General features: G+C 58.3%; 9 protein-coding genes and 1 pseudogene. 7 read left to right on the top strand and 3 right to left on the bottom strand.

Annotated elements, in window-relative coordinates:
• The first annotated feature begins 9 nt into the window (after positions 1–9).
• From N7D90_RS22685 to hemE, 4 genes are all read left to right on the top strand, one after another.
• Positions 10–1,575, top strand: coding sequence for an SPOR domain-containing protein (locus N7D90_RS22685; RefSeq protein WP_261740071.1), 1,566 nt, complete (start codon positions 10–12; stop codon positions 1,573–1,575).
• A gap of 331 nt (positions 1,576–1,906) precedes the next feature.
• A complete protein-coding gene (gene gltB / locus N7D90_RS22680; protein ID WP_261740070.1) occupies positions 1,907–6,355 on the top strand; it encodes a glutamate synthase large subunit in 4,449 nt (1,482 codons plus the stop codon).
• A gap of 33 nt (positions 6,356–6,388) precedes the next feature.
• Positions 6,389–7,807 (top strand): FAD-dependent oxidoreductase, encoded by a 1,419-nt coding sequence (locus N7D90_RS22675; RefSeq protein WP_261740069.1) that lies wholly within the window; start codon positions 6,389–6,391, stop codon positions 7,805–7,807.
• Positions 7,808–8,037: 230 nt separating this feature from the next.
• Positions 8,038–9,105, top strand: coding sequence for a uroporphyrinogen decarboxylase (gene hemE / locus N7D90_RS22670; protein WP_261740068.1), 1,068 nt, complete (start codon positions 8,038–8,040; stop codon positions 9,103–9,105).
• A 60-nt stretch (positions 9,106–9,165) separates the two neighbouring features.
• On the opposite strand, the gene N7D90_RS22665 is transcribed toward hemE, so the two are convergent.
• On the bottom strand, positions 9,166–10,344 hold the full coding sequence (locus tag N7D90_RS22665; RefSeq protein ID WP_405046637.1) for an MFS transporter: 1,179 nt from the start codon (positions 10,342–10,344) through the stop codon (positions 9,166–9,168).
• 222 nt (positions 10,345–10,566) lie between these two features.
• Here N7D90_RS22665 and N7D90_RS22660 point away from each other — a divergent pair, with 222 nt between their 5' ends.
• Positions 10,567–11,466 (top strand): LysR family transcriptional regulator, encoded by a 900-nt coding sequence (locus tag N7D90_RS22660; RefSeq protein ID WP_261740066.1) that lies wholly within the window; start codon positions 10,567–10,569, stop codon positions 11,464–11,466.
• 112 nt (positions 11,467–11,578) lie between these two features.
• Here N7D90_RS22660 and N7D90_RS22655 read toward each other — a convergent pair whose 3' ends face one another.
• Positions 11,579–11,761: a DUF6124 family protein gene (locus N7D90_RS22655; RefSeq protein ID WP_261740065.1), complete on the bottom strand. Its 183-nt coding sequence runs from the start codon at positions 11,759–11,761 to the stop codon at positions 11,579–11,581.
• A gap of 409 nt (positions 11,762–12,170) precedes the next feature.
• On the opposite strand from N7D90_RS22655, the gene N7D90_RS22650 reads away from it, so the two are divergent.
• Together N7D90_RS22650 and N7D90_RS22645 are read left to right on the top strand one after the other, a co-directional pair.
• Positions 12,171–12,476 carry a type II toxin-antitoxin system RelE/ParE family toxin gene (locus N7D90_RS22650; RefSeq protein WP_261740064.1) on the top strand — a complete coding sequence of 102 codons (306 nt, stop codon included), beginning with the start codon at positions 12,171–12,173 and terminating at the stop codon, positions 12,474–12,476.
• Positions 12,473–12,619, top strand: a pseudogene (locus N7D90_RS22645) (DNA-binding protein); the annotation flags it as partial. The gene N7D90_RS22650 and the pseudogene N7D90_RS22645, both read left to right, overlap by 4 nt.
• A 130-nt stretch (positions 12,620–12,749) precedes the next feature.
• On the opposite strand, the gene N7D90_RS22640 reads toward N7D90_RS22645, so the two are convergent.
• Positions 12,750–13,190: a hypothetical protein gene (locus N7D90_RS22640; protein ID WP_261740062.1), complete on the bottom strand. Its 441-nt coding sequence runs from the start codon at positions 13,188–13,190 to the stop codon at positions 12,750–12,752.

Raw genomic sequence — 13,190 nt, 5'->3', positions numbered from 1 at the left:
AAGATCCTGATGACTAGTTTGCATGCCGACGAGGCGTTCCTCGGTCACTTCCAGCTCAACCACGACCCCTTTGCACCACGGGTTCCGGGTTTCAAATTTTTCCCTGCCCAGCGCAAGCCGGTGCTTGGGCAATTGCACCACCTTGCCCGCTACAGCCAGTTGCTTTTAGTCGTTGCCGGCCCTGAAGGCAGCGGTAAGACTTTGCTGCGTCAGGCGTTGGTGGCAAGTACCAACAAGCAGTCGGTACAGAGCGTTGTGGTCTCGGCGCGAGGGGCTGGCAATGCTGCCGGTATCTTGCAGCAGGTGGCACAAACGCTGAATGTTGCGCGACCCGATGTGGGTTCCATTCTGGCGCAAGTGGTGCAATTGGCGCTGACCGGGCAAGAAGTCTACTTGCTGGTCGATGACGCCGAGCAGTTGGACGAGTCCGCGCTGCAAGCATTGTTGGCGCTGGCTGCGGGTGCGCCTGAAGGCCGTCCGCATGTGTTCCTGTTCGGTGAGCCGTCAATGATTGCCGGGCTTGAGGAACTGAGCGCTGATGAAGAGCGCTTCCATGTAATCGATTTGCAGCCCTATACCCTCGATGAAACCCGCGAGTATCTGGCTCAGCGTCTCGAAGGTGCCGGGGCTGGAATCGAACTCTTTAGCGCTCAGCAGATCTCAGATATACACGAGAGCTCCGAAGGCTGGCCTGGCACTATCAACCAGGTTGCCCGCGATGCGATGATCGAAGCCATGATTGCCAGCCGCTCAGCGGTCAAGCGTCCAAGTATGGGGTTCAAAATGCCGAAGAAACACGTATTGGCCATTGGTGCAGTAGTGGTAGTGGCCGTAGCTGCTGCCTTTTTGATTCCGGGTCGCAGCAAGGCGCCTACCGCGCCAGGTGCTGAACAAACACAATTGGGGCAAGCCTCGCCGAATAGCGGTGGCAAGCCGTCGGTTGATTTCGCAGGCTCTTCCCAGCCGATGCCATTGCCGCTGGTTGGGCAATCGCAGCCGGTCATGCGCGGCCCGCTGGCAGAAGCAGCCGGTGGGATCGCGGAAGGCGACGATGGCGGTGTGCCTGCGGTCGACGGCGGCGTTGCTTCGCCACCTACCGTGACCACCACTGCGCCACCGGTTGGCGTGCCATCGGGCCCTGCGCCTGTGGCAGCACCGCGTCCAACCCCAGCACCCACCGTTGCTGTGGCCAAGCCTGCTCCGGTCGCCAAACCTGCCCCAGCCCCGGCCGCCAAGCCTGTGGTCAAGCCTGTCGAGAAGCCGGTCACCCTGGCCAAGGCCGCACCGGGCGGCAGCTGGTACTCCAGCCAGCCTGCCAACAACTATGTGGTGCAGATCGTAGGCACCAGCTCTGAAGCGTCTGCGCAAAATGTCGCTAAAGAACTGGGCGGTGAAGCTCGCTACTTCAAGAAATCCTTGAATGGCAAGCCGCTGTACGTTGTCACCTACGGCAACTTCCCAAGCCATGCCGCAGCAACTGCGGCAATCAAGAACTTGCCAGCGAAGACACAGGCTGGTAAACCTTGGCCTCGCACTGTCGCCAGCGTTCAACAAGAACTGGCTGCAGCTCGCTGATGATCCGGCGACCTTACCCAGGTCGCCTTTCCAGCACTCCAACATTCCTGCTAGAGCATGCGGCTTTTGAGCCGTGTGCCTTGTGGTGTCTGCGCCGCGCGACGGTCAACATCAAAAAATGTTTTGACTAGCACGGCTAATCGCTTTAAACATTCACAAACGCGACATTAAATTTCATTTAATCGGCGCTAAATTTGTGAGCCTTTATGGCGGTGTGTAGAATGACCACCCTTTTGCCCCTGCCAAGCTGGCGTACGTTCAGCGTGGGGAGCAAGTGGTTGAATTAAAAGAAATTTGCCCCTTTTTGGGGCAGCCTGGTGAGAAAGTGTCTATGAAAGCAGGTCTGTACCACCCCGATGAATTCAAGGATAACTGTGGTTTCGGCCTGATTGCCCATATGCAGGGCGAACCTAGTCATACCCTCCTGCAAACCGCCATTGAAGCCCTGACCTGCATGACCCACCGCGGTGGGATCAACGCAGACGGCAAGACCGGTGACGGTTGTGGCCTGCTGATTCAAAAGCCTGATGTGTTCTTGCGCGCAACCGCCAAGGAACAGTTCGGCGCAGATTTGCCCAAGCAATACGCGGTCGGCATGGTGTTTTTCAACCAGGACCCGATCAAGGCCGAAGCGGCCCGCACTAACATGAACAGCGAAATCCTGGCGGCTGGCCTGCAATTGGTGGGCTGGCGCAAGGTGCCAATCGATACCAGCGTTCTGGGCCGTCTGGCACTGGAGCGTTTGCCGCAGATCGAGCAAGTGTTTATCGCAGGCGATGGCCTGAGCGATCAGGACATGGCGATCAAACTGTTCAGCGCCCGCCGCCGTTCTTCGGTGAGCAACGCGGCTGACACCGATCACTACATCTGCAGCTTTTCCCACAAGACCATCATTTATAAAGGCCTGATGATGCCGGCGGATCTCACCGCCTTCTATCCGGACCTGAGCGATGAGCGCCTGCAAACCGCAATCTGCGTGTTCCACCAGCGCTTCTCCACCAACACCCTGCCGAAGTGGCCGCTGGCTCAGCCATTCCGCTTTCTCGCCCACAACGGCGAGATCAACACCATCACCGGCAACCGCAACTGGGCCCAGGCCCGTCGCACCAAGTTTGCCAACGACCTGATCGGCGACCTCGACGAGCTCGGGCCGCTGGTTAACCGTGTGGGTTCCGACTCCTCCAGCATGGACAACATGCTGGAGCTGATGGTCACCGGCGGTATCGACCTGTTCCGTGGCGTGCGCATGCTGATTCCACCTGCGTGGCAGAACGTTGAAACCATGGACCCCGATCTGCGGGCGTTCTATGAGTACAACTCCATGCACATGGAGCCGTGGGACGGCCCGGCTGGCGTAGTAATGACCGACGGTCGTTACGCGGTCTGCCTGCTCGACCGTAACGGCTTGCGCCCGGCGCGTTGGGTGACGACCACCAACGGCTACATCACCATCGCTTCGGAAATCGGCGTATGGGACTACAAGCCTGAAGACGTGATCGCCAAAGGCCGTGTCGGCCCTGGCCAGATCCTCGCCGTGGACACCGAAACCGGTCAGGTACTGGACACCGACTCCATCGACAACCGCTTGAAGTCGCGCCACCCGTACAAACAGTGGCTGCGCAAGAATGCCCTGCGCATCCAGGCCACCATCGACGACCATGACCACGGTTCGGCGTTTTACGACGTTGATCAGCTCAAGCAATACATGAAGATGTATCAGGTCACGTTCGAAGAGCGCGACCAGGTGCTGCGCCCGTTGGGCGAGCAAGGTTACGAAGCCGTAGGCTCGATGGGTGACGACACGCCAATGGCCGTGCTGTCCCAGCGCGTACGTACGCCATATGACTACTTCCGCCAGCAGTTCGCGCAGGTGACCAACCCGCCGATCGACCCGCTGCGTGAAGCCATCGTCATGTCGCTGGAGATCTGCCTCGGTGCCGAGCGCAACATCTTCCAGGAATCGCCGGAGCACGCCTCCCGTGTGATTCTCAGTTCGCCAGTGATCTCGCCTGCCAAGTGGCGCTCGCTGATGAACCTCGATCTGCCGGGTTTTGAGCGTCAGATCATCGACCTCAACTACGACGAAAGCGTCGGCCTTGAAGCGGCCGTGCGTAATATCGCCGATCAGGCCGAAGAGGCTGCACGCGCTGGCCGTACCCAGATCGTGCTGAGCGACCGTCATATCGCGCCGGGCAAGCTGCCGGTTCACGCCTCGCTGGCTGTGGGCGCTGTGCATCACCGTCTGACCGAGAAAGGCCTGCGTTGCGACAGCAACATCCTGGTCGAAACCGCGACCGCCCGTGACCCGCATCACTTTGCGGTGCTGATCGGTTTCGGTGCCTCGGCGGTGTACCCGTTCCTGGCCTACGAAGTGCTGGGCGACCTGATCCGTACCGGTGAAGTGCTGGGCGACCTCTATGAGGTGTTCAAGAACTACCGCAAAGGCATCACCAAAGGCCTGCTCAAGATCCTGTCGAAGATGGGCATCTCGACCATTGCCTCGTACCGCGGTGCGCAGCTGTTCGAAGCCATCGGCCTGTCCGAAGAAATTTGCGACCTGAGCTTCCGTGGCGTGCCAAGCCGCATCAAGGGTGCCCGTTTCGTTGACCTTGAAGCCGAGCAAAAACTACTGGCGGCCGAAGCCTGGAGCGCGCGCAAGCCGATCCAGCAAGGCGGCCTGCTCAAGTATGTGCACGGTGGCGAATACCACGCCTACAACCCGGACGTGGTAGCTACCCTGCAAGCCGCTGTGCAGCAGGGCGACTACAGCAAGTTCAAGGAATACACCGCTCTGGTCGACAAGCGCCCGGTGTCGATGATCCGCGACCTGTTCAAGGTCAAGACCCTCGATACGCCGCTGTCCATCGACGACATCGAACCGCTGGACTCGATCCTCAAGCGTTTCGACTCGGCTGGTATCTCGTTGGGCGCACTGTCGCCAGAAGCCCACGAAGCCCTGGCCGAAGCCATGAACCGTTTGGGCGCACGCTCCAACTCCGGTGAAGGCGGCGAAGACCCTGCGCGTTACGGCACCATCAAAAGCTCGAAAATCAAGCAAGTGGCCACTGGCCGTTTCGGTGTAACCCCGGAATACCTGGTCAACGCCGAAGTGCTGCAAATCAAGGTGGCCCAAGGCGCCAAGCCGGGCGAGGGCGGGCAACTGCCAGGCGGCAAGGTCAACGGTCTGATCGCCAAGCTGCGTTATGCCGTACCCGGCGTGACCCTGATTTCGCCACCGCCGCACCACGACATCTATTCCATCGAAGACTTGTCGCAGCTGATCTTTGACCTCAAACAGGTCAATCCGAAAGCGCTGGTATCGGTGAAGCTGGTAGCTGAAGCGGGCGTAGGCACCATCGCTGCTGGCGTGGCCAAGGCCTATGCCGACCTGATCACCATCTCCGGCTATGACGGCGGCACTGGCGCATCGCCATTGACCTCCATCAAGTACGCGGGCGCACCGTGGGAGCTGGGCCTGGCTGAAACCCACCAGACCCTGCGCGGCAACGACCTGCGCGGCAAAGTGCGGGTACAGACCGACGGCGGCCTGAAAACCGGCCTCGACGTGATCAAGGCGGCGATCCTGGGTGCTGAAAGCTTCGGTTTCGGGACTGCACCGATGATTGCGCTGGGTTGCAAATATCTGCGTATTTGCCACCTCAATAACTGCGCTACCGGCGTTGCGACCCAGAACGAATCGCTGCGTAAAAACCACTACATCGGCACCGTCGACATGGTGGTCAACTTCTTCACCTACGTGGCCGAAGAAACTCGTGAATGGCTGGCCAAGCTGGGCGTGCGCACTCTCGAAGAGCTGATCGGGCGTACCGACCTGCTGGAAATTCTGCAGGGCGAAACCGCCAAACAGCACAACCTGGACCTGACGCCCCTGCTGGGCAGCGACCATATCCCGGCCGACAAGCCACAGTTCTGCCAAGTAGAGCGCAACCCGCCATTCGACAAAGGCCTGCTGGCCGAGAAGATGGTCGAGCTGGCGACTTCAGCCATCAACGACATGAGCGGTGCCGAGTTCTCGCTCGATATCTGCAACTGCGACCGTTCGATCGGTGCCCGTATCTCGGGTGAAATCGCCCGTGCCCACGGCAACCAGGGCATGGCCAAAGCACCGATCACATTCCACTTCAAAGGCACTGCAGGTCAGAGCTTTGGTGTGTGGAACGCCGGTGGTTTGAACATGTACCTGCAAGGCGATGCCAACGACTACGTAGGCAAAGGCATGACTGGTGGCAAGCTGGTGATAGTGCCGCCAACAGGCAGCATTTACAAAACCCAGGACAGCGCGATTGTCGGCAACACCTGCCTGTACGGAGCAACCGGCGGCAAATTGTTTGCGGCTGGTACGGCGGGTGAGCGTTTCGCGGTGCGTAACTCCGGTGCTCACACCGTGGTTGAAGGCACAGGCGATCACTGCTGCGAATACATGACAGGCGGTTTCGTCTGCGTATTGGGCAAAACCGGTTACAACTTCGGCTCGGGCATGACCGGCGGTTTCGCCTACGTGCTGGATCAGGACAACACTTTCGTCGACAAGGTTAACCACGAACTGGTGGAAATCCAGCGGATCAGTGGCGAAGCGATGGAGGCCTACCGTAATCACCTGCAACACGTGCTGGACGAATACGTTGAGGAAACCAACAGCGAGTGGGGTCGCAACCTCTCGGAAAACCTCGATGACTACCTGCGTCGGTTCTGGATGGTCAAGCCTAAGGCTGCCAGCTTGAAATCGTTGCTTTCCAGCATCCGTGCCAACCCGCAGTGATATGCGCCTGAAAAGTTTGATGAGGTTTTAACCATGGCTGAACGTCTGAGTAACGACTTCCAGTTCATCGATGTCGGGCGCAAAGATCCGAAGAAGAAACTGTTACGTCAACGCAAAAAAGAGTTCGTGGAAATTTACGAACCCTTCAAACCCCAGCAGTCTGCCGATCAGGCTCACCGCTGCCTGGGTTGCGGCAACCCGTACTGTGAATGGAAATGCCCTGTGCATAACTTCATTCCCAACTGGCTCAAGCTGGTGGCCGAGGGCAATATCCTCGCTGCCGCTGAGCTGTCGCACCAGACCAACACCCTTCCCGAAGTGTGTGGCCGGGTGTGCCCGCAAGACCGCTTGTGCGAGGGTGCTTGCACCCTGAACGACGGTTTTGGCGCAGTGACCATCGGCTCGGTCGAGAAATACATCACCGATACCGCGTTCGCTATGGGCTGGCGCCCGGACATGTCCAAGGTGGTGCCGACCGGCAAACGTGTAGCGATCATCGGCGCGGGCCCTGCGGGCCTGGGCTGTGCCGACGTGCTGGTACGTGGCGGCGTGACCCCGGTGGTCTTCGACAAGAACCCGGAAATCGGCGGCCTGCTGACCTTCGGCATCCCGGAGTTCAAGCTGGAAAAAACCGTACTCAGCCACCGTCGCGAAGTGTTCACCGGCATGGGTATCGAGTTCCGTCTCAATACCGAAATCGGCAAGGACATCAGCATGGAACAGCTGCTGGCCGAATACGACGCGGTCTTTATGGGCATGGGCACCTACACCTACATGAAAGGTGGTTTTGCCGGTGAAGACCTGCCGGGCGTGCACGATGCGCTGGATTTCCTGATCGCCAACGTCAACCGCAATCTGGGCTTTGAAAAGTCGCCGGAAGATTTCGTCGACATGAAAGGCAAAAAAATTGTGGTGCTCGGTGGTGGCGACACGGCCATGGACTGCAACCGCACTTCGATTCGCCAGGGCGCCAAATCGGTGACCTGTGCCTACCGTCGTGACGAAGCCAACATGCCGGGCTCGCGTAAAGAGGTGAAAAATGCCAAGGAAGAGGGCGTTAAATTCCTCTACAACCGTCAGCCGATCGCCATTGTTGGTGAAGGCAAGGTTGAAGGCGTGAAGGTTGTCGAGACCCGTCTCGGCGAACCGGATGCCCGTGGCCGTCGCAGCCCGGAGCCGATTCCGGGTTCCGAAGAGATCATCGCGGCAGACGCCGTGATCATCGCGTTTGGCTTTCGTCCGAGCCCGGCGTCATGGTTCGACCAGTTCGAGATCCAGACCGACAGCCAGGGCCGCGTGATTGCGCCCGAGCAGTCGCAGTTCAAGCACCAGACCAGCCACCCGAAGATTTTTGCCGGTGGTGACATGGTGCGCGGATCTGACCTGGTGGTAACCGCGATCTTCGAAGGCCGTACTGCGGCTGAAGGGATCATGGATTACCTGGGCGTCTAGCCCAATCCCCCTGTGGGAGCGGGCTTGCCCGCGATGGGATCAACTCGGTCTGCTGATCAATCGAGTTATCTGTATCGCGAGCAAGCCCGCTCCCACAGTTGTTTCACGGTGTTGCCAAATACGGCGTTACACCGCGACAAATCGCCCCGATAGATAAAAGGCACGGCACTTGCCGTGCCTTTTGCGTCCGTCTCTGAGAAAATGCCCCCACTTTTTTCACGGATGCTGACATGACTGTTCTCAAGAATGACCGTTTCCTTCGCGCTTTGCTCAAGCAACCCGTAGACGTAACGCCTGTCTGGATGATGCGTCAGGCCGGTCGCTACCTGCCGGAGTACCGTGCCAGCCGCGCCAAGGCCGGCGATTTCATGAGCCTGTGCAAGAACGCCGAATTCGCCTGTGAAGTCACCATGCAGCCTCTGGACCGCTTCCCGCAGCTGGATGCGGCCATCCTGTTCTCCGATATCCTGACCATCCCCGATGCCATGGGCCAAGGCCTGTACTTCGAAACTGGTGAAGGTCCACGCTTCAAAAAAGTCGTCAGTACCTTGGCCGACATCGAAGCGCTGCCGATTCCTGATCCACAAAAAGACCTTGGCTACGTGATGAACGCAGTCAGCACCATCCGCAAGGAACTCAATGGTCGCGTGCCGCTGATCGGCTTCTCCGGCAGCCCGTGGACTTTGGCCACCTACATGGTCGAAGGCGGCTCGTCCAAGGACTTCCGCAAAACCAAGGCCATGCTCTACGACACTCCGCAAGCCATGCACTTGCTGCTCGACAAGCTGGCGCAGTCGGTGACCTCGTACCTCAACGGCCAGATCCTGGCCGGTGCGCAAGCGGTACAAATTTTCGATACCTGGGGCGGTAATCTGTCGTCGGCGGCCTATCAGGAATTCTCCCTGGCCTATATGCGCAAAATCGTCAGCGGCCTGATCCGCGAGCACGAAGGTCGCAAAGTGCCGGTCATTCTGTTCACCAAAAACGGCGGCCTGTGGCTTGAAAGCATTGCCGACGTTGGCGCTGACGCGTTGGGCCTGGACTGGACCTGCGACCTGGGCGAAGCCCGCAAGCGTGTGGGCAGCAAGGTTGCGCTGCAAGGCAACATGGACCCGACCGTGCTCTACGCCAACCCGGAAGCGATCCGCACCGAGGTCAAGCGCATCCTGGCCAGCTACGGCAACGGTTCGGGCCATGTGTTCAACCTGGGTCACGGCATCACCCCGGAAGTGAAGCCTGAACATGCTGGCGCCTTTATCAGCGCCGTGCATGAATTTTCGGGGCAATATCACCAGTAATCTGGCGGTATAAAAAAAGCCCGGTTCTCATTCACGAGAACCGGGCTTTTTTGTGGGCGATCAGGCGTTTTTGCTATTGCCTGGCAACACGGGCAATTTGGCCAGGTGTAGCGCCACCAGCAGCGCAACCACCAGCAAACCGCCGATAAACAGGCCGATACCGTTCCAGCCCGCAAGGTGCCAAAACACGCCGCCCAAGGTCCCGGCCACACTCGATCCGGCGTAATAACTGAACAGGTACAACGACGAGGCCTGCCCCTTGGCCTTGGTCGCGCGGCGGCCAATCCAGCTACTGGCCACCGAGTGCGCGCCGAAGAAGCCGAAGGTGAACAGCAGCATGCCGATCACCACGAAGGCGATGGGTTCGAGCATGGTCAGTGCGATCCCTGCCAGCATCAGCACAATCACTGCCCACAGCACTTTGCGTCGTCCCAGTCGGTCGGCCAGCGCGCCAATCTGCGCCGAGCTGTAAATACCCGACAGATAGACAATCGACAGCAAGCCGACCACGGCCTGATTCATGTTGTATGGATCGGCCAGCAGGCGATAACCGATGTAGTTGAACAGCGTCACAAAGCTGCCCATCAGCAAGAACGCTTCCAGAAACAGCCACGGCAAACCGGCATCGCGAAAGTGCATGGTGAAACCGTCCAGCAGGCTGCGCGGGTTCATGGCCCGTGGGCGGAAGTTGCGCGATTCGGGCAGGATTTTCACAAACACCATAGCTGCGACCAGCGCCAGAGCGCCGATCACCAACATCGCCGTGTGCCAACTCACAAAGTCGATCAACACACCGCTGATCAAGCGTCCGCTCATCCCGCCAATCGCGTTACCGCCGATGTACAAACCCATCGCCAGGCCGATGTGTTGCGGGTGAATCTCCTCACTCAAGTAAGTCATCGCCACTGCCGCCAGGCCGCTGAGCGACAAGCCCACTAGCGCCCGTGTAATCAGCACCCCTTCCCAGGTCGGCATCATCGCGCTGAGCAAGGTAAACGCAGCAGCGGAAAACAGCGCAAACACCATCACTGGCTTGCGCCCGAAGGCATCGGAAATCGGCCCGGTAATCAGTAAGCCAATAGCCAACATCGCCGTGGCCACCGACAGAATAAGACTGCTTTGCGCCGCGTTGATTCCGTATTCATGGGACAGCACCGGCATCATGGGTTGCACGCAATACAGCAGCGCAAAGGTCGCAAAGCCGCCCGAGAACAGTGCCAGCACCGTGCGCATAAACATCGGCGTGCCTTTCTCGATAAACACGTCATTGAGTTGAGCGACAACATCATCCAGCGCCGAAGGCGGGATTTCGTGGGCGAGTGGGGCAACAGCAGTTTTCACGAGGGACCTCAAAAAAGCGTAAAGCCGAGCGGCAATGGCAAAAGAATATAGGTGGCTAACGATTCTTTCCAATATATTGTTCGACCTGTTTGATAGGTTTTACGACTTAATGGAGTCTCTATGGAACTGCGCCATTTGCGCTACTTCATTGCCGTCGCCGAAGAGCTGCACTTTGGCCGCGCCGCCCAATTGCTGGGCATCTCGCAACCCCCGCTAAGCCAGCAGATTCAGGCGCTGGAGCAGGAACTGGGGGCGCGGCTTTTCGACCGTACCAACCGCCGGGTTGAACTCAGCGAAGCGGGGCGGTTGTTTCTGGAAGAGGCGCGTCTGGTGTTGGCTCAGGTCGACAAAGCTGCCGATGTGGCGCGCCGTGCGCAATTGGGCGAGTTGGGCGAGTTGAAGATCGGCTTCACCTCATCGGCGCCGTTCAACTCCAGCATTCCCCAGGCGATCTTTGCGTTCCGTCAGGCCTTCCCGGCGGTGCATCTGAACCTCAAGGAAATGAGCAGCCGCGAAGTCGCCGAAGGCTTGGTGGATGAAAGCATCGAAGTCGGAATTATGCGTCCACTGGTGTTGCCTGAGTCGTTGAGCTCCGTGGAGTTGTTTCGTGAGCCGCTGGTGGCGGTGATTCGTGCCGATCACCCATTGGCCGAAGGCAGCGAGCAAGGCTTGCAACTGGCGGCGTTGGCGGACGAGCCGTTTGTGTTCTTTGCGCGCAGCTATGGCAGCGGGCTGTATGCGCAGTTGCTGAGCCTGGCACGGGCGGCGGGTTTCAGCCCGCATATGTCGCAGGAGGCGGGCGAGGCCATGACCATTATCGGTCTGGTATCGGCGGGTTTGGGTGTGTCGGTGCTACCGGCGTCGTTCCAGCATATGCGTATCAAGGGCGTGGTCTATCGACCGCTGCTTGACCCGGACGCCAACACGGCAGTGTGGTTGGTACAGCGCAAGGGCAACAACTCACCGATGGCAAATGCGTTTGCGCAGTTGCTGACGCGTAAAACCGTGGCAAGGGTCTAGTGGATTGAGCTTTTGTGGGAGCGGGCCTGCCCGCGATTCAGGTGACCCGGTCAATCGGCATACCGCGTTGATGCCATCGCGAGCAGGCTCGCTCCCACCATTGATACTGCGTTTACCCGGCCAACAACTTATCCACAGATGTTTTGACCTGCCCAATCAAATGCACCACCGACAGCGCCACATCGCGGTTAAGGCCGTGCAAGTTATCGGCCGACGCATACGCCGTGGCAATGGCGCAACGCAGCAGCTCTTCGGTGTGTTCGATGGTTTGTTCGTATTCGGGTGTGTGAGTCATGGCGCAGTTCCTTAGTTGATTAAGAGCTGACGCCATTTGCTTGCACACAAAGAGGGTGGCAGCTGTACGCGGGTGTGCAAGACCGGTCGAAAGGAACTGAATCCCGGCAGGCCAGAAGACCTCCCACGTACAGCCGCCATAAAACAGAATTTTTAGGCAGTGATAATCCATGTTCCTAACTCGATTCGGACTTGCACGTCCGGTCACCCATGGGGGATGACGTACCGGAGGCTAGCGATCGAAAGAGACAGGCGCAAGGCCCAAGGATTCTCTAGGAATCGTCCTGCGAATGAAAGGGATCGCTCTCGCGCAGTGGCACCGATGGCTGATTTAATAAAATGGGATTTCTGACGAAAGGGAGTGTAATCAGCTGATTCTTGAGGTGTAGCCTTAGGTTTACCTTTTGCGAATGATTGAAATTATTCGCAGTTCAACATTTTCTCGTTGGCTTTCAGATGTGCCCGACCGTCGAGCACGAGCGCGTATTTCGGTCAGGATTGATCGAATGGCTGAAGGACATTTGGGGGATACAAAGTCGATTGGAGCTGGGCTAAAAGAAGCACGAATCGATTACGGCCCTGGTTACCGGCTGTACTTTATGCAGCATGGTCATCAATGGATCGTTTTATTGTGCGCTGGAGACAAAAGCAGTCAAGTCCGTGATATCAAACAAGCTCGGTTGATTGCCAAAGCGTATAAGGAGAATGACTTGTGACTGAAAAATTCACGCGTTGGGACAGCACCGAATTCCTCAAGACTGAAGAAGATATTGGGTACTACCTTCAAGCTTGTATGGACGAAGCTGGGGATGACCCTGCCTTTATCGCCAAGGCGCTTGGGAAGGTTGCCAAGGCGCGTGAGACTCTGAGGATCCTGGGCAACCAGCCATCGCAGAGCCGGACAGACACCGTGCGATGACAAGCCAGTCTGTTTGCAAACAAGGCGCCGAAAGGCGCCTTTGTCATTTCTGGCGTTTGAACGTTGTGGCTTACAACGGTTTTGCCAACGCTGATTCCGACAACTGGCGGGCTGTGCGTTCATTCTGGTGATCTTTCAACTCACGCACGATGCCTTTGTCCAGCAGGCGTACCCAGCGGATGTAGTTCTTGTGGATCTTGCCGTCCTTGTAGTCCAGGCCGCTGCTGTCGCGGTAGGCGATCTGGTAATGGTTGGCGCTGTACGGAATGTCGATTTCGGCGTGGTATTGCTCGCGCACGGTAATTTGCGCCTGCACCAGCTGCGGGGTGATTTTTTGCACTGTCCAGCCACGGGCCACCAGGGTTTTGACAATGGCCTGTTGCATCTGTGCACGGTCGCTCTGGATCGAGGCGTGCAGCGTGCGATCCGGGGTGAGCATGCGTTTGCTGCTGCACGACACGGTGGTCAGCAACGCCAGGGCAATCAGGGTAACGCGTAGCAAGTAAGTCAT

The organism is Pseudomonas fragi (assembly GCF_025426255.1).
Lineage (GTDB): Bacteria > Pseudomonadota > Gammaproteobacteria > Pseudomonadales > Pseudomonadaceae > Aquipseudomonas > Aquipseudomonas kulmbachensis.
Note: the sequence above shows the minus strand (reverse complement) of the source record. Positions and strands in the feature narration are given on the sequence as shown.

Coding starts and splice junctions, on each gene's coding strand:
- N7D90_RS22640 (WP_261740062.1), bottom strand. CDS start 13,190: ATGACTTACTTGCTACGCGTTACCCTGATTGCCCTGGCGTTGCTGACC.
- N7D90_RS22660 (WP_261740066.1), top strand. CDS start 10,567: ATGGAACTGCGCCATTTGCGCTACTTCATTGCCGTCGCCGAAGAGCTG.
- hemE (WP_261740068.1), top strand. CDS start 8,038: ATGACTGTTCTCAAGAATGACCGTTTCCTTCGCGCTTTGCTCAAGCAA.
- gltB (WP_261740070.1), top strand. CDS start 1,907: ATGAAAGCAGGTCTGTACCACCCCGATGAATTCAAGGATAACTGTGGT.
- N7D90_RS22655 (WP_261740065.1), bottom strand. CDS start 11,761: ATGACTCACACACCCGAATACGAACAAACCATCGAACACACCGAAGAG.
- N7D90_RS22665 (WP_405046637.1), bottom strand. CDS start 10,344: ATGTTTATGCGCACGGTGCTGGCACTGTTCTCGGGCGGCTTTGCGACC.
- N7D90_RS22675 (WP_261740069.1), top strand. CDS start 6,389: ATGGCTGAACGTCTGAGTAACGACTTCCAGTTCATCGATGTCGGGCGC.
- N7D90_RS22685 (WP_261740071.1), top strand. CDS start 10: ATGACTAGTTTGCATGCCGACGAGGCGTTCCTCGGTCACTTCCAGCTC.
- N7D90_RS22650 (WP_261740064.1), top strand. CDS start 12,171: ATGATTGAAATTATTCGCAGTTCAACATTTTCTCGTTGGCTTTCAGAT.